The organism is Nonomuraea sp. B12E4 (genome assembly GCF_039871825.1).
Lineage (GTDB): Bacteria > Actinomycetota > Actinomycetes > Streptosporangiales > Streptosporangiaceae > Nonomuraea.
Genome location: NZ_JBDPME010000003.1, coordinates 469158 through 492455 on the forward strand (window position 1 = coordinate 469158; position 23298 = coordinate 492455).

General features: G+C 70.9%; 21 protein-coding genes. 17 read left to right on the forward strand and 4 right to left on the reverse strand.

Features of this window, described 5'->3' with window-relative positions; genetic code table 11:
* Positions 1 to 112 precede the first annotated feature (112 nt).
* The 8 genes from ctaD to ABGB18_RS10940 all read left to right on the forward strand — a co-directional run bounded on the left by ctaD (position 113) and on the right by ABGB18_RS10940 (position 9338).
* Positions 113 to 1879 (forward strand): cytochrome c oxidase subunit I, encoded by a 1767-nt coding sequence (gene ctaD, locus ABGB18_RS10905; protein WP_347695296.1) that lies wholly within the window; start codon positions 113 to 115, stop codon positions 1877 to 1879.
* Between the two features lie 34 nt (positions 1880 to 1913).
* Positions 1914 to 2147, forward strand: a complete 234-nt coding sequence (locus ABGB18_RS10910) for a hypothetical protein (RefSeq protein ID WP_347695297.1) — start codon at positions 1914 to 1916, stop codon at positions 2145 to 2147.
* Positions 2148 to 2152: 5 nt separating this feature from the next.
* Complete coding sequence (gene frdA / locus ABGB18_RS10915; RefSeq protein WP_347695298.1) at positions 2153 to 3886, forward strand: fumarate reductase (quinol) flavoprotein subunit; 1734 nt, start codon at positions 2153 to 2155, stop codon at positions 3884 to 3886.
* Positions 3887 to 3963: 77 nt separating this feature from the next.
* Positions 3964 to 4734 carry a succinate dehydrogenase iron-sulfur subunit gene (gene sdhB, locus ABGB18_RS10920; RefSeq protein ID WP_347695299.1) on the forward strand — a complete coding sequence of 257 codons (771 nt, stop codon included), beginning with the start codon at positions 3964 to 3966 and terminating at the stop codon, positions 4732 to 4734.
* Complete coding sequence (locus ABGB18_RS10925) at positions 4731 to 5147, forward strand: hypothetical protein (protein WP_347695300.1); 417 nt, start codon at positions 4731 to 4733, stop codon at positions 5145 to 5147. The genes sdhB and ABGB18_RS10925 overlap by 4 nt, the downstream gene beginning before the upstream one ends.
* A complete protein-coding gene (gene frdD / locus ABGB18_RS10930) occupies positions 5144 to 5485 on the forward strand; it encodes a fumarate reductase subunit FrdD (protein WP_347695301.1) in 342 nt (113 codons plus the stop codon). Before ABGB18_RS10925 ends, frdD begins: the two co-directional genes overlap by 4 nt.
* 187 nt (positions 5486 to 5672) lie before the next feature.
* Positions 5673 to 8351, forward strand: a complete 2679-nt coding sequence (locus ABGB18_RS10935; protein ID WP_347695302.1) for an immune inhibitor A domain-containing protein — start codon at positions 5673 to 5675, stop codon at positions 8349 to 8351.
* A gap of 48 nt (positions 8352 to 8399) precedes the next feature.
* Positions 8400 to 9338, forward strand: coding sequence for a diacylglycerol kinase family protein (locus ABGB18_RS10940; RefSeq protein WP_347695303.1), 939 nt, complete (start codon positions 8400 to 8402; stop codon positions 9336 to 9338).
* Position 9339: 1 nt separating this feature from the next.
* Here the strand turns inward: ABGB18_RS10940 and ABGB18_RS10945 are convergent, their stop codons facing one another.
* The 3 genes from ABGB18_RS10945 to ABGB18_RS10955 all read right to left on the reverse strand — a co-directional run bounded on the left by ABGB18_RS10945 (position 9340) and on the right by ABGB18_RS10955 (position 13717).
* On the reverse strand, positions 9340 to 9792 hold the full coding sequence (locus tag ABGB18_RS10945; RefSeq protein ID WP_347695304.1) for a hypothetical protein: 453 nt from the start codon (positions 9790 to 9792) through the stop codon (positions 9340 to 9342).
* Positions 9793 to 9883: 91 nt separating this feature from the next.
* Complete coding sequence (locus ABGB18_RS10950; protein ID WP_347695305.1) at positions 9884 to 10651, reverse strand: SWIM zinc finger family protein; 768 nt, start codon at positions 10649 to 10651, stop codon at positions 9884 to 9886.
* A gap of 3 nt (positions 10652 to 10654) precedes the next feature.
* Complete coding sequence (locus tag ABGB18_RS10955) at positions 10655 to 13717, reverse strand: SNF2-related protein (RefSeq protein WP_347695306.1); 3063 nt, start codon at positions 13715 to 13717, stop codon at positions 10655 to 10657.
* A gap of 480 nt (positions 13718 to 14197) precedes the next feature.
* On the opposite strand from ABGB18_RS10955, the gene ABGB18_RS10960 reads away from it, so the two are divergent.
* From ABGB18_RS10960 to ABGB18_RS11000, 9 genes are all read left to right on the forward strand, one after another.
* A complete protein-coding gene (locus tag ABGB18_RS10960; RefSeq protein WP_347695307.1) occupies positions 14198 to 14584 on the forward strand; it encodes a phage holin family protein in 387 nt (128 codons plus the stop codon).
* Positions 14581 to 15279, forward strand: coding sequence for a DUF3618 domain-containing protein (locus ABGB18_RS10965; RefSeq protein WP_347695308.1), 699 nt, complete (start codon positions 14581 to 14583; stop codon positions 15277 to 15279). The genes ABGB18_RS10960 and ABGB18_RS10965 overlap by 4 nt, the downstream gene beginning before the upstream one ends.
* 162 nt (positions 15280 to 15441) lie before the next feature.
* Positions 15442 to 15873: a protease inhibitor I42 family protein gene (locus ABGB18_RS10970; protein ID WP_347695309.1), complete on the forward strand. Its 432-nt coding sequence runs from the start codon at positions 15442 to 15444 to the stop codon at positions 15871 to 15873.
* Positions 15874 to 15889: 16 nt separating this feature from the next.
* The gene (locus tag ABGB18_RS10975; RefSeq protein ID WP_347695310.1) at positions 15890 to 16597 is read left to right on the forward strand and encodes a DUF1838 family protein; all 708 of its coding nucleotides are present in this window, start codon (positions 15890 to 15892) and stop codon (positions 16595 to 16597) included.
* Positions 16594 to 16998 carry an HIT family protein gene (locus tag ABGB18_RS10980; RefSeq protein ID WP_347695311.1) on the forward strand — a complete coding sequence of 135 codons (405 nt, stop codon included), beginning with the start codon at positions 16594 to 16596 and terminating at the stop codon, positions 16996 to 16998. The genes ABGB18_RS10975 and ABGB18_RS10980 overlap by 4 nt, the downstream gene beginning before the upstream one ends.
* Before the next feature lie 27 nt (positions 16999 to 17025).
* Positions 17026 to 18207 (forward strand): histidine kinase, encoded by a 1182-nt coding sequence (locus ABGB18_RS10985; RefSeq protein WP_347695312.1) that lies wholly within the window; start codon positions 17026 to 17028, stop codon positions 18205 to 18207.
* 33 nt (positions 18208 to 18240) lie between these two features.
* Positions 18241 to 18990: a LytTR family DNA-binding domain-containing protein gene (locus ABGB18_RS10990; protein WP_347695313.1), complete on the forward strand. Its 750-nt coding sequence runs from the start codon at positions 18241 to 18243 to the stop codon at positions 18988 to 18990.
* Between the two features lie 37 nt (positions 18991 to 19027).
* On the forward strand, positions 19028 to 19420 hold the full coding sequence (locus ABGB18_RS10995) for a hypothetical protein (RefSeq protein WP_347695314.1): 393 nt from the start codon (positions 19028 to 19030) through the stop codon (positions 19418 to 19420).
* The gene (locus tag ABGB18_RS11000) at positions 19417 to 20904 is read left to right on the forward strand and encodes a cation acetate symporter (protein WP_347695315.1); all 1488 of its coding nucleotides are present in this window, start codon (positions 19417 to 19419) and stop codon (positions 20902 to 20904) included. The genes ABGB18_RS10995 and ABGB18_RS11000 overlap by 4 nt, the downstream gene beginning before the upstream one ends.
* A 9-nt stretch (positions 20905 to 20913) precedes the next feature.
* Here ABGB18_RS11000 and ABGB18_RS11005 read toward each other — a convergent pair whose 3' ends face one another.
* Complete coding sequence (locus ABGB18_RS11005) at positions 20914 to 23088, reverse strand: helicase-associated domain-containing protein (protein WP_347695316.1); 2175 nt, start codon at positions 23086 to 23088, stop codon at positions 20914 to 20916.
* Positions 23089 to 23298: the final 210 nt, after the last annotated feature.

The window sequence follows — 23298 nt, forward strand, 5'->3', positions numbered from 1 at the left end:
CACGGCAAAAGTGCCGGCCGGAAATATCCAAGAACGACTTCCCGAGCGGCGCTGCTTGGCGTGGAATGGGTAGATCGGGGCAGCCAACACTCCGCAGTGGATGGGAGCAGTTGTGACGACTGTTCGCGAGACCTCGATCGAGCAGGTCAGGCGCCGCCGCACCGGGACGGTCATCGCGTCCTGGCTGTCGACCACCGACCACAAGGTCATCGGGTACCTCTACCTGATCACTTCGTTCGGGTTCTTCCTCGTGGCCGGCGTCATGGCGATGATCATCAGGGCGGAGCTCGCCTCCCCTGGGATGCAACTGGTCAACCAGCAGCAGTACAACCAGCTCTTCACCATTCACGGCACGGTGATGCTGCTGCTGTTCGCCACGCCGCTGTTCGCCGGGTTCGCCAACGTGGTGATGCCGCTGCAGATCGGCGCGCCCGACGTCGCCTTCCCCCGGCTGAACGCGGTGGCGTACTGGCTGTTCCTGTTCGGCGGGCTGATGGTGGTGGCGGGGTTCTTCACGCCGGGCGGGGCCGCGGACTTCGGGTGGTTCGCGTACACGCCGCTGGCGACCTCCTCCTTCTCGCCGCAGGTGGGCGCCGACCTGTGGATCATGGGTCTGGCGCTGTCCGGCCTCGGTACGATCCTCGGCGCCGTCAACTTCATCACCACGATCATCGGCATGCGGGCGCCCGGCATGACGATGTTCCGGCTGCCGCTGTTCACCTGGAACGTGCTGCTGACCAGCATGCTCGTGCTGATGGCCTTCCCCGTGCTGGCCGCGGCGCTGCTCGTGCTGGAGTCCGACCGCAAGCTGGGCACGCAGGTCTTCGAGGCGGTCAACGGCGGGCCGATGCTCTGGCAGCACCTGTTCTGGTTCTTCGGCCATCCCGAGGTCTACATCATCGCGCTGCCGTTCTTCGGGATCATCACCGAGGTGATCCCGGTCTTCAGCCGCAAGCCGATCTTCGGCTACATGAGCCTGGTCGGCGCGACCATCGCCATCGCCGGACTGTCGATGACGGTGTGGGCGCACCACATGTTCCCGACCGGGCAGGTGCTGCTGCCGTTCTTCTCGTTCATGACGTTCCTGATAGCGGTGCCGACCGGGGTGAAGTTCTTCAACTGGATCGGCACGATGTGGCGGGGCCATCTCAGCTTCGAGACGCCGATGCTCTTCGCGGTCGGCTTCCTCGTGACGTTCCTGCTCGGCGGGCTCACCGGGGTCATCCTGGCCTCGCCACCGCTCGACTTCCACATCAGCGACACCTACTTCGTGGTGGCCCATTTCCACTACGTGGTCTTCGGCACGGTGGTGTTCGCCATGTTCTCCGGCTTCTACTTCTGGTGGCCGAAGATGACCGGCCGGTTGCTCGACGACCGGCTCGGCAAGGTGCACTTCTGGACGCTGTTCATCGGCTTCCACACCACGTTCCTGGTGCAGCACTGGCTGGGGCAGCTGGGCATGCCCCGGCGCTACGCCGACTACGGCGTGGCCGACGGCTTCACCTTCCTCAACGAGGTCTCCTCCGCCGGGGCGTTCCTGCTCGGCGCCTCCACGTTGCCGTTCCTCTACAACGTGTTCAAGACCGCCAGGCACGCGCCCAAGGTCACGCTCGACGACCCGTGGGGTTACGGCAACTCGCTGGAGTGGGCCACCTCCTGCCCGCCGCCGCGGCACAACTTCACCAGCATGCCGCCGATCCGCTCCGAGCGTCCGGCCTTCGACCTGCACTACCCCCGCGAGACGTCGGCCCCCGTGGCCGACCCCGTGGCCGACCCCGAGATCAGGCCGGGCGCCGAGGCCGAGCAAGGCGCCGGGTCCGGGCAGGTTTCCGGGGACGGGACGCCCGAGGCGCCGTCCCGCCACGAAACAACAGATTGATCAGTGGTGTTTCGCCTATCTAGGGAGATCGGCGATGACAGGCACGAAAATCCCCTTCGACCCCGAGACGGCTCCCTGCGGGAAGAAGTTCGGCGGTGAGCGCCTCGTCGACGACGACGGCTACGGCCTGGTGATCCGCGACCAGTTCTTCGACTGCGGCTGCCGCAGGATCCGGCACGAGTACCACGACGGCAGCATCCATTTATCCGCCGTCCGCCACGACGGCAAGCGGGTGAAGGACCCGATACAACCCGACCACGGGAAGTGACCCACATGATCGATGTGCTCATCGTCGGAGGGGGCGGCGCGGGCCTGCGGGCGGCCATCGCGGTCGTCGAGCAGGACCCGGCGTGCAAGGTGGCGGTCGTGTCGAAGGTCTACCCGATGCGCAGCCACACGGTCTCCGCCGAGGGCGGCGCCGCCGCGGTGATCGACATCGGCGACACGCTCGACGAGCACTGCTACGACACGATCTCGGGCGGTGACTGGCTCTGCGACCAGGACGCGGTCGAGGCGTTCGTGGCCGAGGCGCCGCGGGAGCTGATCCAGCTCGAACACTGGGGCTGCCCCTGGAGCCGCGAGGCCGACGGCCGGGTCGCGGTCCGCCCGTTCGGCGGCATGAAGCGGGAGCGCACCTGGTACGCGGCCGACAAGACGGGCTTCCACCTCCTGCACACCCTGTTCCAAACAACCCTGAAATATCAGGACATCATCAGGTACGACGAGTGGTACGTCACCAAGCTCGTCGTCGACGACGGCCGCGTCCACGGCGTCGTGGCCGTCGAGATCAGGACCGGCCGCATCGAGACCATCCCCGCCAGGACCGTCATCCTGGCCACCGGCGGCGCCGGCCGTGTCTTCCCCTTCACCACGAACGCCGCCATCAAGACCGGCGACGGCATGGCCCTGGCCTACCGCGAGGGCGCCCCGCTCAAGGACATGGAGTTCGTCCAGTACCACCCCACCGGCCTGCCGTTCACCGGCATCCTCATCACCGAGGCGGCCAGGGCGGAGGGCGGCTGGCTGATCAACAAGGACGGCCACCGCTACCTGCAGGACTACGACCTCGGCACGCCCATGCCCACGCCGAAGCTGCGCAGCATGGAGCTGGGCCCGCGCGACCGGCTCTCCCAGGCGTTCGTGCACGAGCAGCGCAAGGGCCGCACGGTGGACACCCCGTACGGGCCCGTCGTCTACCTGGACCTGCGCCACCTGGGCGAGAGCAAGATCGACTCCCGCATCCCGTTCGTGCGCGAGCTGTGCCGCAGCTACCAGAACCTCGACCCGGCCACCGACCTCATCCCGGTGCGACCGGTCGTGCACTACATGATGGGCGGCGTCCACACCGACAACGACGGCGCCACCCCCATCGCCGGCCTGTACGCGGCCGGCGAGACCGCCTGCGTGAGCATCAACGGCGCCAACCGGCTCGGCTCGAACTCGCTGCCGGAGATCCTCGTGTTCGGCCGCCGGGCGGGACTGGCCGCCGCCGAGTTCGCCAGGGAGCACCGGGGAGGCGAGCCGCAGGCCGTACGGACCCAGGGGGAGGACGAGCGGCGGCGCCTGGAGCGCGCACGCGAGGGAAGGAGCACCGGGGAGCGCGTCGCCGACCTGCGCGAGCGGATGCAGCACGCGCTGGAGGACGCGGCCGGCATCTACCGCACGGGTGACGTCCTGGCCAAGGCCGTCGACACGCTCGCCGACCTGCGCGAGCGGGCCGGGGAGGTCCGCTTCGACGACACCGGCGCCGCGTTCAACACCGAGCTGCTCAACCTGCTGGAGCTGCACACCATGCTGGAGGTCGCGCGGACGATCGTGGCCTGCGCGCTGAACAGGCAGGAGTCGCGCGGCGCGCACCAGCGCACCGACTTCACCGCCAGGGACGACGACTCCTTCCTCGCCCACTCGCTGGTGCACCGCGCGCCCGACGGCACCCCGTCCGTGGGACTGCTTCCTGTGACGATCACCCGCTGGCCTCCGGGAGAAAGGGTTTACGGCCGTGACTGAGCCCGGCGCAGTGAGCGTAGTGGGGGGCGCCGCGAAGCAAGCCACCCGCGGAGCGAATGAGGAGGGTGAGGGAACAATTGGATGCTGAGACTGACCCGACGGAAGTTGTACGGCGGGAGGCGGGCACTCGCACGATCCGGATGGAGGTCTCCCGTTACCGGCCGGGGCAGGACGCCGAGCCGGTGTTCCAGGGGTACGACGTGCCGCTCATGTCCGACTGGGCCGTGCTCGACGGGCTCAACCACATCAAGGACCAGCTCGACGGCAGCCTGTCCTACCGCTGGTCGTGCCGGATGGGCGTGTGCGGCTCGTGCGGCGTGACGGTCAACGGCGAGCCCCGGCTGACCTGCGGCACCTTCCTCACCGAGTACGGCGGAGGCCCGGTGCGGATCGAGCCGCTGAAGGGCTTCCCGGTCATCAAGGACCTGGTGGTGGACATCGACGACTTCCTGGCCAAGCTGTCGTCGGTGCGGCCCTGGCTGATCCGGGAGGGCGAGGAGCTGCCGCTGACCACCGAGTACGCCCAGACGCCCGCGCAGCTTGAGGCGTACAAGCAGTACAGCATGTGCATCAACTGCACGCTGTGCTACTCGGCCTGCCCCGTCTACGTGCTCGACCCCGACTTCCTCGGCCCGGCCGCCATCGCCCTGGCCCAGCGCTACAACCTGGACTCGCGTGACATGGGCGACCGGTTCGATGTGCTCAATCTGGACGACGCCGTGTGGGGCTGCACGTTCGTGGGCGAGTGCACCCGGGTGTGCCCCAAGCACGTGGACCCGGCCGAGGCCATCCAGCGCTACAAGCTGACGGCCGCCCTGCGCTCGGTGCTGCCGTGGAGCCGGCGATGACGGCCGGCGGCCGGGCCGGCGTGCGCCCGGGCTCGGCCGGCTACCGGCCGGGACGCGACCCGCTGTGGTTCGCCCGCACCCGTAATTACACCGTCTTCGTGCTGCGCGAGCTGACCAGCGTCTTCGTGGCCTGGGCGATCGTGTTCACGCTGATGCTGGTGGACGCGGTGCTGGCCGGCACGCTGCCGGACTTCGCCGCGCTGGCCGCGCAGCCGTGGATGATCGCGGTCAACGTGCTGGCGCTGGTGGCGACCGTCTTCCACACGATCACCTTCCTGAACCTCGCGCCCAAGGCCACCGTCGTCCGCCTGGACGGCTGGCGGGTGCCCGCCTGGATGATCCAGGGCGGCAACCACTCGGCCTGGGTGCTGGTCTCCGCCCTGATCGCCTATCTCATCCTGAGGACGCCATGAAGCGCACGGTGGAACCGTACCTGTGGTTGCTGTTCAGCGGCGGGGGCGTGGTGGCGGCGTTCCTGCTGCCGGTGCTGGTGCTGCTGTTCGGGGTGCTCATGCCGCTCGGCGTGGTCGACTGGCCGGTGGCCGGGCACCTGAGCGCGCTGCTGGACAACGTGCTGGTGCGGCCGGCGCTGCTCGTCGTGGCCGTGCTGTGCCTCTTCCACGCGGCTCACCGGATCAGGCACACCAGCGAGGAGCTGCTCGGCCTGGCCAGGTTCGACCTGGTCATAGCGGTGATCTGCTACGGGGGAGCGGTCGGGGGCGGGGTCGTCGCGGTGCTGTTGATGTTCTGAAATGTCGTAGTTTGATCACATTTCAACAACGTACTTTACGATTGGTTTACCTACCCTCTAGCGTCCGGCATTGCACACCCTAGGCCATTCGCCCGGTAATCCCGGGCAGAGAGGGTTCCTGGTGCCACGTACAAAGCGCCTTTTAGCGATTCTCCCTGCGGTCGCCCTCCTGGGCGCCGCCCTGTCCGTGCCCGCCGCCCAGGCGACGTCCGTCGCGAGCTACCGGCCGACGGCCGCGGACTACTACATCAACTACGCTCCGCCCCAGGTGGGGCGGGACCCGAAGGAACCCGCGCTCGACGCCCGGAACCAGCGTAAGCTCACCCCGGCGCAGAAGTTCGACCGGAAGTTCACCAGCGGTAACCCGGCGGCGGGCCGTATTCTCGCCGCCCGCGAGCAGCAGGCCATCAAGACCGGCCGCAACCCCGCTGAATGGATCTTCAAGAACTCCAAGCAGACCCGTCAGGCCAAGCTTCTGACGGTCCTCGTCGAGTTCAACGAGCAGGCCAACGACGACTTCTCCGGCTTCAACCGGCTGCGCACGGTCAACAGCGCGCCCGACGACTGCGTGGTCGAGCCGCCCGGGACGCTCCTGAACGGTCCCCTGCACAACAACATCCCCGACCCGGCGACGCTGCCGCACAAGGACAACAACTCCTTCTGGGTCAAGGACTTCAGCACCGAGCACTTCAACAAGATGCTCTACAGCGACAAGGGCATCACCGAACGCGTCCGCACCGACCTGCGGGACCCGCGCGACGGCAAGCCCGGCATCGACGTCTCCGGCTTCACGATGAAGCGGATGTACGAGGAGATGTCCAAGGGCGCCTACTCCGTCACGGGTTCGGCGGTGGGCTGGATCAAGGTCCCGCACTCCGAGGCCTGGTACGGCGCCGCGGCCTGTGGCGGCGCGCCCCAGGACATGTCCGGCCACCCCGACAACCCGCGCGGCGCCCAGGAGCTGGCCATCGACGCGGTCGACGCCCTGGCCCAGAGCCGGCCGGACTTCCCGTGGGCCGACTACGACCTCGAGGACATCTCCGACGTCGACGGTGACGGCAACCACAACGAGCCCGACGGCGTCGTCGACCACCTGGTGCTCGTGCACGCCGGCAAGGACAAGTCCGGCGACGGCGGCGCCGAGGGGACCTACGCCATCTGGGCGCACTCCAGCGCGGTCGCCGGCGGCTACCACATCCCCGGCAGCGACAAGAAGATCTCCAACTACATCGTGCAGCCCGAGGACTCCGGCGTCGGCGTCTTCGCCCACGAGTACGGCCACGACCTCGGCCTGCCCGACCTGTACGACACCTCCGGCGCGGCCAGCTCGGCCGTGGACTTCTGGGACCTGATGTCCAGCGGCTCCCACTCCGGCCCGATCTTCCAGTCGATGCCGACGCACATGGGCCTGTGGGACAAGTGGGTGCTCGGCTGGGCGAACCCCAAGACGCTCGACCCCGGCGACCGCTCCCAGCTCGTCACGGTCGGCCAGTCCTCGCGCACGCCCAAGCTCACCCAGGACGGCATCCGGGTGAACCTGGCCTCCACGCCGCAGCAGATGATCGAACCGCACAGCGGCTCGAACGCCTGGTGGACCAACCTCGACCAGGAATGGGCCAACGTCACGCTCACCCGTGACCTGCCCGTCCCGGCGGGCACGGACCTGAAGTTCTGGATGTGGAACAACTACGAGATCGAGCAGGACTGGGACTTCGGCTTCGTCGAGGTATCGACCGACGGGGGCGAAACCTGGACCCAGCAGAAGGTCTACGACGAGGCCGGCGACGAGGTCACCACGCCTGACGGCTACCCGGACCCGAACAAGAACCTGGCCACCTTCGGCAACAAGAAGTACGGCCTCACCGGCGACACGAACGGCTGGCGGCACGACTACACCGACCTGACGCCGTTCGCCGGGCAGACGATCAAGCTGCGGCTGACGTACAACACCGACGCGGCCTTCACCCCGCGCGGCTGGCACGCCGACGACTTCGAGCTCACCAACGGCGGCGCGCCGGTGTGGAGCGACGACGTCGAGGGTGACAACAACGGCTGGCTGCCCGTCGGCGGCACGTTCACCAACACCAGCGGCCAGGGCTGGACCCGCAACAACGGCCAGCGCGAGATCGACCGCTTCTACCTGGCGGAGTGGCGGAACTTCGACGGCTTCGACAAGGGCCTGGCCTACACCTATGACACCGACTACCTCCGCGAGGGGGCCTGGCAGGTGCAGAAGGTGAAGTACAACGCGCCCGGCCTGCTGGTGTGGTTCCGCGACTCGACCTACACCACCAACAACGTCGGTGACACCATCACGGCTCCGCCGAGCCTCGGGCCCAAGGGCAACCTGCTGCTCGTGGACTCTCACTACGAGCCGCTGCGCCGCACCGGGACCGCGGCCGAGAAGGACCCGACGCTGAACAAGAACCTGCAGGGGCGCGTCCAGACGTCCAACGCGGCCTTCGGGTTCGGCAAGACCTACCCGTTCAAGGAGTGCATCGAGGCGGCGGACGAGCCGTTCAGCGCGTACTGCACGAAGTTCCCCGCGCAGAAGGGCGTCTCGGCCTTCACGGACGCCAAGACCTGGTTCCCCGGCATCGAGCTGATCGACGGCGGGCTCTACTACCGGGACTTCGACGCCTCGGTGGTCGTGCCCGCCAAGGGCGACCAGTCCTACAGCACCCGCGTGGTGCACCAGGACGGCACCCCGGCGCCGGAGCTGTACGGCCAGGTGGCCGCCGGCTCGGTGCTCGGCACCGGCAACCCCGGTGACGAGGGCAAGGCGCTCGGCGTGCAGTTCAAGCTGGTCAGCCCGCTGCCCGGCAACATCGGTGCGATCGTCTCCGTGACACCGCCGAAGAAGTGAAACAGAGGGGCCGCTGGGACCCCCCGGCGGCCCCTACGATTGATGACCATGAGCGAACTGCGCACCAAAGAAGAGCACACCGAGGCGATCCGCCGGGATCGCCGGGTGGCAGTGGTGGTGAACACTCGCTCGCGCCGTGGCCGCCGCCACTACTTCGAGGTGATCGAGCAGATTCACAACCTCGGGTTCGAGCCGCTGGCCGAGCTGTCGGTCTACAACCCCAAGCGGTTGCGTGACCTGCTCGACACCGCCCTGGCCACCGGGCCGGACCTGCTCATCGTCGGCGGCGGCGACGGCACGCTGTCCTCCGCCGTGCACCACGTCGCCCACCGCGACGTGGCGCTCGGCGTGCTGCCGCTGGGCACCACCAACAACTTCGCCCGCAGTCTCGGGCTGCCGCTCGACCTGGCGGGGGCGATCGGGGTGTTCGCCGACGGCAAGGTGGCCGACATCGACCTCGGCATGGCCGACGACCAGCCGTTCGCCAACCTGGCCAGCTTCGGCGTGTCCGTGGAGGTGGCGGGCAAGGTCAAGCCGTGGCTCAAGCGCATCGTGGGGCGTCCCGCCTATCCGATGACCGCGCTGACGATCCTGCCGGGGCACACGCCGTTCCGCGCGTACATCACGGTCGAGGGGGAGCGCCACGAGCTGCTCACCCATCAGCTCAACATCGCCAACGGCCGCTTCCACGGCGGCTGGCAGGTGGCCAGGGACATCAGCATCGACAACGGCATGCTGGTGGCCTATCAGCTCGGCTCCGGAAAGAAGCTGCGGCTGCTCGGCGAGACCCTGCTCAGGGCGACCACGGGCCGCTGGCGCAGCCTGGCGGGCGGGCCGTTCGTGGTGGGGCGGGAGATGCTGCTGGAGACGGACCCGCCGATGGCCGCCGACGTGGACGGCGAGGTGGGGCTGCGCACCCCGATCAGGCTCCGCGTGGTCCCGAACGGGGTGCGCGTCATGGTGCCCGACTCCTTCGAGGACCGCTGACTCAGCTCCTGGCCGCGCACCGCAGCAGGCCGCGGTCGGGCTCCAGGTTGCCGCCGCCGCGGAAGTAGACCTGGCTGACGTAGCCCCAGGTGCCGTTGTCGGCCATGGTCTTGGCCCACCAGTCGTTGAGGCGGCCGTTCCCGAGGGCGTGGCGGCGGCCCTTCAGGCCGCACGCGTACCAGTCGTCACCGGCCGCCTCGATGTGGCCCACCACGCGGGTGTCGCGGACGGTCGCGTGCACGGGGATCCTGCCGTCAGGGGACCAGTCGGGGCAGATCTGCACGGTGTGGGCCTCACCGTCGATGACCCGCTCGAACGGGACGCCGCACGGGGAGTCGTCGGCACGGGCCCACGCGGGACCCGCGAGCCCCCCGCCCCATGCCGCCACCAGCGTCGCCACCAGCGTCGCCACCAGTGCCGCTGCCGTGCTCGCCGTGCGCCAGGAGAATCCCATGCCTTCCCTTCCCGGTCGATCCCTTGTGCGCTCACCGTAGGGAAGCGTCCGCGGAACGTCACCGGGCAGGAAAGTGCGGCGGGGGCGTGCGTCAGGCGTCCGGGAGACGGCGGTAGGCCGGGGTGAGCACGCGCGTCAGGTCGGCGGGCGGCGGGAAGACGCGCAGCAGCAGGTCGGGGGCCGTGGTCGCGGGGCGGCGCTCCGGGCGGTGGGCCGTGGCGCCGGGGGCGTAGAAGTCGGCCAGCCGGTCGGCGAACGGGACGTCCACCACCCGCAGCGGATCCGCGGCCGGCTCGTCGGCCAGGGAGCCCAGCAGTTGCTCGCGGGTGCGCCCGCGCCAGGCCAGCACCAGGAACGGGTCGTCGTCGAACGACTCGGCCAGCAGGTAGAGCACGGCCGACAGGTGCTTGCAGGGGAACCCCCAGTCGGGGCACGAGCAGTCCATGTCGAGGTCGCGCGGGAACAGGTCGATGCCGAGCGCGGCGAACAGCTCCTCGATCTCCACCGGCATCTCGCCCGCCAGCAGCTTGGCCCGGTAGACCGCCTGCGCCGCGATCGACTGCTCGATGGTGACCCAGCGGTCCTCGTCGTACGCCTCGATCCTGATCTTGATCCGGTACGGGCTGCGCCGCGACCCCTGGACGGTGGCCCTGACCTCACCCGCGGCCAGGTCGATCGACAGGACCTGGCCCTGGCGGGCGTAGGCCCGGCCGCGGGACAGGCGCCCCCGGTCGCAGACGCGCTCCAGGATGTCGATGAACCGGCGCGACCACCAGGTGGAGCCGATGCTGCCGCGCTGCGTGCGCGCCCTGAGGCCGCCCTCGACCTTGATCGGCTTGCTCGCCTCGAACCACGCCATCCCTCAGCCCACCCCCTCGGCGGTCAGCTCGAACACCGCGCGCAGCTCCTCGGTGGACAGGTCGGTGAGCCACTCCTCACCGGTGCCCACCACCCGCTCGGCCAGCGCCTTCTTGCGCTCGATCATCTGGTCCACGCGCTCCTCCAGCGTGCCGGCGCAGATGAGCTTGCGCACCTGGACGTTCTTGCGCTGCCCGATCCTGAACGCGCGGTCGGTGGCCTGGTCCTCGACGGCCGGGTTCCACCAGCGGTCCACGTGGATGACGTGGTTGGCGGCCGTCAGGTTGAGGCCCACGCCCGCCGCCTTGAGCGACAGGACGAACAGCATCGGCTCCTCGTCGTGCTGGAACCGGTCCACCAGGCGGTCGCGGGTCTTCTTCGGCAGGCCGCCGTGCAGCCAGAGGACCGGGCGGTCGAGGTGCCGGGCCAGGTAGGGCTGGAGCATCGTCCCGAATTCCGCATATTGCGTGAAAAGCAGAGCTTTTTCGCCTTCAGCAAGGATTTCTTCTGACAACTGCTCCAAGCGGGTGAGTTTTCCGGACCTGCCGGACAGGCGGGAGCCGTCCTTGAGCAGGTGGGCCGGGTGGTTGCAGACCTGCTTGAGCCGGGCCATCGCGGACAGCACCAGGCCGCGCCGCTCGATGCCCTCGCTGTCGTCGATCCTGGCCAGCATGTCCTCCACCACCGCCTGGTAGAGCGAGACCTGTTCGGCGGTGAGCGGGCACCACTCCTTGACCTCCAGCTTCTCCGGCAGGTCGGAGATGATGGATTTGTCGGTCTTGAGGCGGCGCAGGATGAACGGGCCCGTCGCCCGCTTGAGAGCCCGCGCGGCCTGCTCGTCCTGGCGCGCCTCGATGGGCTCCTGGAACCTGCTCCTGAACCGCGAGCGCGGCCCCAGCAGCCCCGGGTTGGCGAACTCCATGATCGACCAGAGCTCGGCCAGGTGGTTCTCCACCGGCGTGCCGGTCAGGGCCAGCCGGGTGCCGGTGGGGATCGACCGCACGGCCCGGGCCTGCAACGTCGTGCTGTTCTTGATCGCCTGGGCCTCGTCGCAGACCACCCGGCGCCACTCGTGCGCCTTGAGGGCCTCCAGGTCGCGCTGCGCGGTGCCGTACGTGGTGATGACCAGGTCGGCCTCGCCGATCCTGGCGGCGTCGCGCCCGCTGCCGTGGTGCACGTAGACCCGCAGCCCCGGCGCGAACCTGGCCGCCTCCCGCTGCCAGTTGCCCACCAGCGACATCGGGCAGACCAGCAGCGTCGGCGTGCTCGCCCGCTCGTGCACGAGCAGCGCCAGCGTGGTGATCGTCTTGCCCAGCCCCATGTCGTCGGCCAGCACCCCGCCGAGGCCCAGCTCGGACAGGAAGCTCAGCCACGCCAGCCCGCGCTCCTGGTAGGGCCTGAGCGTGGCGTCCAGGCCCGCCGGGGTGGCCAGCGGGGTGAGCCGCCGTTCGGCCTGCCCGGACAGCAGGTCGCCGAGCACGCCGTCGGCGTCCACCTCCAGCAGCGGCAGCTCGCCGTCTCCCCAGTGGTCGGCGCCGACGACCCCGTGCAGGATGTCGGCGGCCGTGCTCTCGCCGGTGCGGCTGCCCTCCACAGCCCGGAGCGCCGCCTTGAGCTGCCTGTCGTCCAGCTCCACCCACTGGCCGCGTACCCTGACCAGCGGCACCTTGAGCCGGGCCAGCTCGGCCAGCTCCTCCTCGCTGATCGGCTCCTCGCCCACGGTCAGGTCGATCCGGAAGTCGACCAGCTCCCGCAGCCCGAACCCCTGGGAGACGGCCGCGGTCTGCGCCTTGGTCCTGGTGGTGAGCTTCAACCCCAGCCGCGTACGGCCGGCCCAGCGCGGCAACTGCACCCCGAACCCGGCCGCCTGCAGCAGCGGCGCCGCCTGGCGCAGGAAACCGAACGCGCCCGGGGTGTCGAGCCACAGCTCGCTCGGCTGCGGGACGCGCAGCACCCGGTCCAGCTCGGGATAGAGCCTGACGGCGCGGCCCAGCCCGGTCAGCAGCTCCCGCTCCGGCCTGCCCGGCAGGCCCTGCTCGCCGTGCCACACCTGCTCGGCGGGGACGTAGAGACTGGGGTCGTCGGCGGCCTGCAACGCCAGCTCCACTCGCCAGTCGTCGGTGTCGGCGGGCTCCTGGAGGCGGAAGCACACCCGGGTCGCGCCCTCGGCCGAGGCGACCGAGTCATGCCACCGGGCCAGCTCCTGACGCAGCTCGGGGACGTCGGGGCAGGCCGGGTCGGGGCCGGTGAGGGCGGCCAGCCAGCGCTCCTGGAGGGACCTGGGGGCGGTGACGAGGGGCTCCGTGAGCGCCCGCCGGACGATCGCGTCGGTGAAGGCGTCGAAGGCCTCGCGCAGGACGTCCGTGGCGGGGCGCTCGGTGGCCGCGGTGCGGCAGGCGGGCGGCATGGCCAGCGCCAGCTCCCGGAAGTACCCGGCGTCGGCCCCCGTCAGCACGGGCCGCCACCGGGCGAGGGCACCGGCTCGCGGAACCGCCCACATGGCCATGCCATCGGCGTCCTCGGCGTCCACGGGCGCCGCCGCGCGGCCCGACGCGTCGGATGCCTTCGACGGGTCCGGCGTCGCGGACAGATTGCGCGCCTCCGACGGGTCCGGTGTTCCGGACGGGTCGGGGCCCGGGAGGTGGACGAGCTGGGGGACGACGCGGCCCCGCCGCACCAGGTCGTGGGCGAAGCCGGCGACGGCGGCCCAGTGGCGCAGGGTCGCGGTGCCCTTGCGCTCGGACAGCACCTGGAGCGCCTGGGCGGCCGGCGGCACGACGGCGGGCACCTGCCAGAGGCGCAGCCGTGGCCGGGTCACCTCCGGCAGCCGGCCGGTCTCCGGCGAGGGCAGCGGCTCCTTCGCCGACCCGGGCAGCAGCAGCTCCAGCGTGTGGGACGGCGGGTCATCGAGGCCGAGCTCGGCGGCGACGGCCCGCGCCGGCGCGGCGCCGGGGTGCGGCCGCGCCGAGGCGGGCTGGTGTCGGGCGGCCGGTGCCAGAGGGCCGGCGTCGGTGGTTTCCGCCCAGAATGCGAGCCCCTTCGGCGTCCAGACCCCATGTACCAGCACTCCGGCAGGCTACCCCGTACGGGCCGGAGATCGGGCGCACCGCCGGGGTCCTGCCCGGCCGCCCGGGGAGCCGGTGGTCCGGACCGGCCCCCGGGGACGGGCGGACGGGCCGCAGCCGGCTGTCAGCCGGTCCACTCCGGGACGGGCGGACGGCGCCGTCGCGGCCGCCTATCTCGCGGTGGTTCAGGGTGAGCCACTCGGACATGTCGCTCATGAGGAAACTTATATAAGCCAAACCTGAAGTTGTACGATGAAAGTATGAATTCTCCCGGATCGTGGTGCGAGCGGCCCAAGCCACAGGCTCCCTCGTGCGAGCTGCCATCGCCGTGGAGCAAGCCGAAGCAGCCGGACAACTGGTGTGAGGTCCAGAAGGATCCGGTGCTGTCCGTGCTGGGGTTCCTGGTCAGGGCTGCAAAGCGGAGATAACGGGTGATAGAAGCCCTTTTGTGTGGGTAGTCGCCTTCCTCAGCGGAGGAGGCGATGGTCGTGAACGACACTCACAGGCTGGTCAACGACCTCTCCGAGCAGGTTTCCAGACTCGTCAGGGACGAGTTCCGGCTGGCCAGAATGGAGCTTGCGGAAAAGGGCAAGCACGCGCGGTTCGGCGCTGGGCTGTTCGGCGCCGCGGGGAGCGCCGCGTTCTTCGGCGGGGCCGCGCTCGTGGCCGCCGCGATCATGCTGCTGGCCCGGGTCATGCCCGATTGGGCGGCCGCCGTCGTCGTGGCGGTGACCCTGTTCGTCAGTGCCGCGCTGCTCGGCCTGATCGGTAAGAAGCAGGTCAAGCAGATGGGTACGCCGGTTCCCGAAGAGACCATCGCCAGTGTCAAGGCCGATATCGACATGGTCAAGGAGAGGTCACGGCGATGAGCGAGACGGATCCCGGTCGCAGCGAACAGCAGGCCGGAGATGTCGGCGCCCGCAGAGCGACCGTGGGCACGCCCACGGAGCGCGAGTCCATCAACGTTCCCCCGACAAGACCAGGGGCGGCGGAGAACGCCCGGCGGGCGGAGGACGCCCGGCGGGGACACGAGACGTTCCTTCCCGAGGCCCCCGTTCCGGATGAACGCGCCGAGGCCGCGGAGAGTTCGCGGTCCGAGAAGGAGACGGTGGCGGGAGCGAGCGGGAGCCGGGAGGAGGACGAGGAAGAGGACGACGTGCGTAAGGACATCAAGGAAACCAGGAGAGAGCTGGGCGAGACCATCAGCGCGCTGGCCGCCAAGACCGATGTCAAGGCCAGGGCGAGCCACGCCGCCGAGGCGGCCAGGGATCGGGCGAGCCATGCGGCCGAGGCGGCCAGGGACCGGGCGTCCCACGCCGCGGAGGCGGCGAAGGGCAAGGCGAGTCACGCGGTCGAGTCCGCCAGGGGCAGGGCCGGCCATGCGGCCGGGACGGTCAAGGGCAAGGCGTCGGAGATCGGGGGCAAGGTGCGCGAAGGCGCCTCCCACCAGCTCAAGGACGCTTCCCGGGCGAAGAAGCGGTCGATGCTGCTGGTGGCGATCGCGGGTGCCGTGGTGGCCTTCGTGGCGCGCCGCCTGATGGGGCGCCGCCACAAGACCAAGTGACGGCCCTGGAGCCGCCGGGCCACGCCGGACCATGCGCCGGTGCGGGGGTACGCACGTGGCGGTGGGCCGGGTGGAGGGTTACACGCGTGCCGTGGCCGGGGTGGGAGGCTCGCGCGTGTGCCGTGGGCCGGGGGCGGGCGGTAGGCCCGATAGCCTGCGAGGATGATGCGTCGAACAGCCGTCGTGCCCCTGCTCGCCCTGCTGCTGTCGGGGTGCGCGGGCGGGGCGGCGGTGAGTGACTTCGGCACCGTGGTCAAGGGCGCCAAGGGCGCGACCGTGCAGGTCCGGCTCCGGTCCGGGCAGCGGTTCTCCCTTGCCGTCCCCGAGAACCCGTCGGCGGGCGACAAGTGGGACCTGCTCGCCCTGCCGGACGCCAAGATCGCCTCGTTCATCAGCGCGGAGCGCGAGGGCGGAGATGCCGCGGGCGGGGGTCGTACGGCCTACTTCGTGTTCCATGCCAAGCTGCCGGGCAGCACGGAGATCCGGCTGCGTAACTGCCCGCGCTGCGGGCCGGACAAGGTCCCAGCGGACGAGGAGGCCAGACGCCGGTCGGGTGAGGCGATCTTCGCCGTCACGGTGAGTCCGGCGCGGTGACGGTAAGCTGCGGATCATGGACTTCATCCGGGTGCGCGCATCGGCGGACGGCACGGAGACGATCTCCTACTGGACCGGCGACGTCTACGGCTGGCAGGACGACGACGGGCCACACCACCTGTTCGGGTTCGAGGGGCTCAACGTGGCCAGGGCCGTCGAGTCCGACGGCGGCTGGCAGTTGCTGACCAGGGAGGCGGCCCTCTATCTCGACCCCGTCTCCAGGCGGGTGCTCGACACCTGGGACAACCCGCTCACCGGGCGGACGGTCGAGGTGCAGCACGTCTTCAACGACCCGGTCAACCAGCGGCTCGGCGGCCACCTCGTGCCCACGACCCGGCTCGGCGGCCAGGTGGTCTTCAACGTCGACATCCGGCTGGCCTACCCCTCGCCACTGAAGGTGGCCGACTACCCGGAGAACTCGGCGAGCGACACCTACCGGGCGATGGAGCTGTTCCAGTTCTTCGTCTCGGCCGCCGACCTGGAGTCGGGCGTGCCGGACGTGCCGGCCGTGTTCTCGTGGTGCCGGGTGTCGCCGTGGTTGCCGTGGATGGCCATGGGGCGGCGCGCGGGCGGGCTGGTCTACCACTGCCGGGGCGCCAAGGTGGGAGAGGTGCCCGAGAGGCTGCGGGAGCGGGTGGGCGAGCGGTTCCTGCACGCCCCCGCCGAGTGGTCGGCGCCCAACATGACGAGCTGGACGGCCTTCGCGGGTAAGGTCGGCCGGTGAGCACTGACCTGTTCTGCGAGATCATCGCGGGCGAGCGGCCCGCCGACATCGTGCGGTCCGACGAGGTCGCCGTCTCCTTCCTCGACGTCCGGCCGGTCTTCAAGGGGCACGTGCTGGTCGTGCCCAGGGTGCACGCCGAGACGCTGGCCGATCTCGCCGACGTCGGCCCGTTCTTCGAGCGGGTGCAGGCGATGGCCCGGGCGGTGGAGGAGGGGCTGCAGGCCGGCGGGACGTTCGTGGCCGTCAACAACCGGATCAGCCAGAGCGTGCCGCACCTGCACGTGCACGTCGTGCCCCGGCACAGGAAAGACGGGCTGCGCGGGTTCTTCTGGCCGCGCACGACGTACGACTCCGCCGAGGAGGCCCGGTCCTACGCGGAGATGATCGCCAAGGCCCTGTGAGGCCGCGGTGGGCTAGGCTCTGGCCGCGTGGGATACCTCGTCGGGGCCGCCGTGGTGGTCGTGCTGGTCGGTGTGCCGGCGATCGTCTTGTGGCGGGTCATGCGGGGGCGGCGTGAGCTGGGCACGAGCCCGGCCGAGCGGGCCACGTTCGAGACCCTGCACACCGCCTCGCTGGCCGGGCCGCCGCTGCGGGCCGGGCTGACCGCCGACGGCGCCGAGCGGGCTTCGCGGCACCTGCGCGCGCTGCTCGGCGCCGCGGCCTTGGCGATCACCGACGGCGAGCGGCTGCTGGTCTACGACGGCGCCGGCGACCACCACGCCGACCAGGCGTTCGAGCACGCGGTGCCCACCATGCGGGAGGGCCGCATCCAGGTCCTGACCATCGACTGCCACCTGCTCGAATGCCCGATCAGGCATGCCGTGGTGGTGCCGCTCACCACCGACGACCGGGTGGTGGGCACGCTGGCCGCCTATGGCCAGAACGCCTCCGCCGGGCTGGTCAGGGCCGCGCAGGAGGTGGCCGGCTGGGTGGACGCCCAGCTTGAACTGGCCGAGCTGGACCGCTCGCGCACGCTGCTGATGGAGGCCGAGGTGCGGGCGCTGCGGGCGCAGATCTCGCCGCACTTCATCTACAACTCCCTCACCACCATCGCCTCCTTCGTCCGCACCGACCCGGAGCGGGCCAGGGAGCTGCTGCTGGAGTTCGCCGACTTCACCCGCTACTCCTTCCGCCGGCACGGCGAGTTCACCACCCTCGCCGAGGAGCTGCGCTCGATCGACCGCTACCTGATCCTGGAACGGGCCAGGTTCGGCGACCAGCTCCAGGTCACCCTGCGCATCGCGCCCGAGGTGCTGCCCGTCGCGGTGCCGTTCCTGTGCCTGCAGCCGCTGGTCGAGAACGCCGTCCGGCACGGCCTGGAGAGCCGGAACGGCGTCGGCCGCATCACGATCGTCGCCGAGGACGACGCCGGGGCCGAGTGCCGCATCAGCGTCGAGGACGACGGGCTCGGCATGGACCCCGAGCGGCTGCGCCGCATCCTCGCCGGCGACATCCCGTCCGCGGGCGGCGTCGGGCTGGCCAACGTGGACGAGCGGTTGCGCCAGGTGTACGGGGACGAATACGGTCTTGTGGTCGAAACCGCCCCCGGTGCGGGCACCAAGGTCAACGTCAGGTTGCCGAAATATCACCCAGGCGTCTCTGCCCGTTGACCTTGATCTTTGTTGTCGGTTTTATCACTGTCTATGGCACTGTTACGGGTCCTCGCGGTCGATGACGAGCAACCCGCCCTCGAAGACCTGTCGTACCTGCTACGCGCCGACCCCCGCATCGGCGAGGTGGCCACCGCCCGGGACGGCGCCGCCGCGCTGCGCCTGCTGGACCGGGCCATCGCCGACGGACGGCCCATCGACGCCGTCTTCCTCGACATCCGCATGCGCGGGCTCGACGGCGTGGTGCTCGGGCGGTTGCTGTCGCAGTTCGCGAACCCGCCGCGGGTGGTGTTCGTGACCGCCTACGAGGAGCACGCGGTGGACGCGTTCGAGATCAAGGCCGAGGACTACCTGCTCAAACCCGTCCGGCCGGAGCGGCTGGCGGAGGCCATCAGGCGGGTCGCGGTCTCGGCCGACGTGTCCGTGGAGGCCGGCGAGACCGACACGATCCCGGTCGAACTGGGCGGGGTGACGCGGTTCGTGTCCAGCGCGGACGTGATCTACGTGGAGGCGCACGGGGACTACGCGCGGCTGCACACGGCGGCCGGCAGCCACCTGGTACGGATCCCGCTGGCCACCCTGGAGGATCGGTGGGCCACGGCCGGGTTCGTCCGGGTGCACCGCAGCCATCTGGTCGCGGTCAAGCACATCGAGGAGTTGCACATCGACTCGGGCAAGTGCACCGTACGGGTGGGCGACACCGAACTGCCGGTCAGCCGCCGCCACACGCGCGAGCTGCGGGACCTGCTGGTGCGCCGGGCCAGGAAGGGCAGGCCGGAATGAGCACGCGGCCGGGACGTACGACCGGACGGGGCACCTCATGAGCCCCGAGCGGCGGGTGTCACGGGAGGCGCCGCGCCGGGTGGCCGTGACCAGCCCGCGCACGGCCGCGGCCCGGCGCCCGCGTTACCCCGCCACCCGGGAGATCGACGAGCAGACCCGGCTCGGCGAGGTCTACATGCGCTCGCTGCTGCGTACCCAGTTCCGGCTGGCGCTGTTCGTGTGCACGGTCCTTGCCTGCGTGGTCGGCGGGTTCCCGCTGCTGTTCGTGCTGATCCCCGAGATGCGCTCGGCGCACCTGCTCGGCGTACCGCTGCCGTGGGCGGTGCTCGCCGGGCTCATCTACCCCGCCTTCATCGTCGGCGCCTGGTTCTACGTGCGCCACGCCGAGCGCAACGAGCGGCACTTCGCCGAACTGGTCGAACGGCGATGAGCCTTACCGCGGTCGTGGTCGTGGTGGTGGCGGCCGTGCTCATCGGGGCCTTCGGGATCAGGGTCTCCCGCACGACCTCCGACTTCTACGTCGCCTCGCGCACCGTCAGCCCGCTGTGGAACGCCTCGGCCATCGGCGGCGAGTACCTGTCGGCGGCCTCGTTCCTCGGCGTCGCCGGGCTCATCCTGTCCTTCGGCGTGGACATGCTCTGGCTGCCGGTCGGCTGGACGGGCGGCTACCTGGTGCTGCTGGTGCTGGTGTCGGCGCCGCTGCGCCGCTCGGGGGCCTACACGCTGCCGGACTTCGCCGAGGCCAGGCTGGAGTCGATGAGCGTGCGCCGCACCGCGAGCGTGCTCGTCGTGCTGATCGGCTGGCTCTACCTGATGCCGCAGTTCCAGAGCGCGGGCCTGGTGCTGCGGACGATCACCGGCGCGCCCGTGTGGGTGGGCGGGCTGCTGGTGGCCGCGGTCGTGGCGGTGAACGTGCTGTCCGGCGGCATGCGGTCGATCACGTTCGTGCAGGCGTTCCAGTACTGGCTGAAGCTGACCGCGCTGGCCGTGCCGCTGGTGTTCCTGCTGATGGCCTGGCAGGCCGACGGCGCGCCCGGGCTCAGCGCGCAGGACGCGGCCACCTGGCAGGTGCCGCTGGCGGGCGGCAAGGAGTACGGGCTGTACTCGACGTACTCGCTGATCCTGGCCACGTTCCTGGGCACGATGGGGCTGCCGCACGTGCTCGTGCGGTTCTACACCAATCCGGACGGCCGGGCCGCGCGCCGCACCACGCTCGTGGTGCTGTCGCTGCTCGGCGCGTTCTACCTGTTGCCCGCCCTGTACGGGTGGCTCGGCCGGCTGTACGCGCCCGACCTGGTCCGCACGGACACCGTCGTGCTGATGTTGCCCACCCGGATGATCGGCGGCACCCTTGGCGACCTGCTGACGGCGCTGGTCACGGCCGGGGCGTTCGCGGCGTTCCTGTCCACCTCCTCCGGGCTGTGCGTGTCGGTGGCCGGGGTGATCGCGCAGGACCTGCTCAAGGGCGGGGTGCGCTCGTTCCGGATCGCCACGGTGATGGCGGTGGTGGTGCCGCTGGCTCTGGCGTTGTGGGCGCGGGAACTGCCGGTGGCGGACGTGGTGGGGCTGGCGTTCGCGGTGGCGGCCTCCTCGTTCTGCCCGCTGCTCGTGCTGGGCATCTGGTGGCGGCGACTGTCCACGGCGGGGGCGCTGGCCGGGCTGTTCGTGGGTGGCGGGCTGGCGTGCGCCGCCGTGCTCGCCACCATCACCGGCGGCCCGTACGACGGGCTCACCGGGGCGTTGCTGGCGCAGCCGGCCGCGTGGACGGTGCCGATCGCGTTCGCGGTGATGGTCTCGGTGTCGTTCCTGACCCCGGACCAGGTGCCCGCCGGGGTGGCCAGGACCATGGTCAGGCTGCACACCCCGGAGAACCTCGACCTCGACCGCGGCGACTGGCGCCCCCGCTCGTCCTGAGGGAGCCCTCTAGAGGAGCTCGGCCCTCTTGATCCTCGCCCGCGGGAAGGTGTGGCTGCCGTCGCAGTCATGGCAGTAGCCGGTCACCGAGCCGCCGGCGATCCGCAGGTCGTCCATGTAGTGATCGCGCCGCTGCCAGACGATGACCACCGGGCCGCCCGTCATCGCGGCCAGCCGGAGCGTCTCGCCGACCGAACCGGGTGCGGTCGCCTCGGCGCCGCCGAGGATCGCCCGGGCCGCCGCCTCGGCGTCGATCGGCCCGTCGGGCTCGGGCTGGAGGGCCAGGCGGCGCCGCTGGGGGCGCTCCGCCCTGACCGTGCCGTCGGCGGCCACGGCCACGGGCGCGTGGCCCGCCTGCCGCAGCAGGCGCAGGGTCTCCTCGGGCGGCAGAGCGCTGAGCGCGACCGTGGGCGCGACCGGGCGCAGGGCGAGCTTGCGCAGCGCCTTCGCCCCGCACAGCTCACTGATCAGCGCGGGGTCCTCCGAGGTCACCACGGACGCCGTGGCGGTGACGCGGATGGCGCCGTGCCTGCGGGCGACGTCCGTGACGAGGTAACGCAGCGGCTGGGGCACGGCCTTGGCGGAAAAGCGCTCCAGGTCGGCCAGCAGGCTCTCGGGCGTCTCACCCGCGTCCAGCGCCCTGCGCACGCTCTTGTCCGACAGCCGCCACACGCTGGCCCGGTCACGGGACTCCAGGTCGGCGCAGCCGTTCAGGAACGCGGTCAGCTCGGGGGCGGGTGTCCCGGTCACGATCGCGGTCAGATCGTGCTGCAGGGTCACCGTCCGCGACGGTGCGGGGAACAACTCGCCCACCTCGCCGCCGTCGAGCAGGGCCCGGCCGAGTGTGGTCAGCGCGCCGTCCTGGACCGTCCCGAGCAGCTCGCCCTCGCGCAGTGCGGCGGTGACGAACTCGGCGGTGACCGGCGGGTACGCCTGCGATGCCCGGCTCCGCCAGCCGACGGCCGGCAGCAGCCCGTCGGGCGTCGCCGCGTGCCCGGCGGGCAGCGTCCGGAGCACCCGCAGGGTGGCCCGCCGGAGGTCGCCCGCCCCGCAGTCGAACTGGTACGGCGGCGCCGTCGGTGTCATGTGCTCCGCGCAGCAGCCCGGCACCCGGAACGAGGCCGCCTGCGGAAGGGCGGTCCAGCACTCCGCCAGCGCCTGCCACCGGGCCGACGGCGGCCCGGCCAGCCAGTCGTCGGCCACGGTGGTGCTGACGAGCCGTTCGCCCAGCTCGGAGGCGATCAGGTCGGTGCCGAACGCGAGGTCCAGCCAGAGGACGGCGGACTGCTCGGGCACGTCGAGCGCCTTGGCCACCCGCCTGAGCTCGCGCGTGCCGACCCCGCCCGCCTTCAGCTCGGTGATGGGCTCGGTGCCGGCCAGCTCGACCAGCGCCTCGATCCGGTCGACGGCCGCGAGCGCCGCCGCCACGCCGTCGGCCACCGGGCGGGCGAAGGAGGGCACGTCGGGCTGACCGGTCAGCTCCGGTTTCCAGCCGTCGCCGCGCAGGGCCAGGGCGACCTCCCGGGGCATCTCGTACTCCCACCCGTCGCGGACCACGAACCCGGCCTGGGCCAGCCGCTCGATCGGCTGGCCCGCGGCTCCGGAGCCGTACCAGATCTCCGGCTGGACGACCGGCTGGCCGGCCGCCATCGACTCCAGCAGCGCGCGTGCCTGCCGCGGCAGCCCGGCCGCCCTTCGCCGGACGGCCTCGCCGTCGCGCAGGAGCGTCGAGACCTGCACGAGCAGGTCCTGCTTGCGAGCCTTCGGCTGGCCACCCAGCGATCTGACCATCGACTTCAGCGCCTCGGCGGTCAGCCGCTGGGCGAAGTCGAGCAGGGGCCTGCCCAGCCCGAACGGGTGTGCCCACAGGCCCGGCTGGTGTGGCGACACGACCGTGTCGCCCTCCAGGCTCACCAGGCCCCAGGCGGCCAGGGTGCCGATCGTCTCGTCGAGCCGGCCGCCGGGGTCGTGGAGCAGCTCGGCGAGCTCGGTGCGGTCCGCCTTGCCGCCCAGGGTCTGCAGCGCCTGGCTGACGAGGTGGCAGTCGGCGTCGAGGCCGAGCAGAGCGGGAACGGCCGGCTCGGGTTGTTGCAGCAGGCGTTCGAGCAGGTCGGGGGAGTCGGCGACGGCCAGCTCGGGCCTGTTGCGGAGGAGACGGGCGAGGTCGGCGGCGTGAAGGGGCACGGACCGACCCTAACGGGATGACACCGCACCCTGCCGGGAAAGCCACGATGGCCGGAGCATGACATGTCCTTGCCCGTGCCGGTCCTAGTACTACTCCGCTAGATCGCGGTCTGGTCTCATAGATTCTCCTGCGGGAGCTCGCCGATGGGTGCCACGGTATGTGAATGCCTGAACGCGCTGAGTGTGTCGGGGCTGTGACCCGCGCGGACC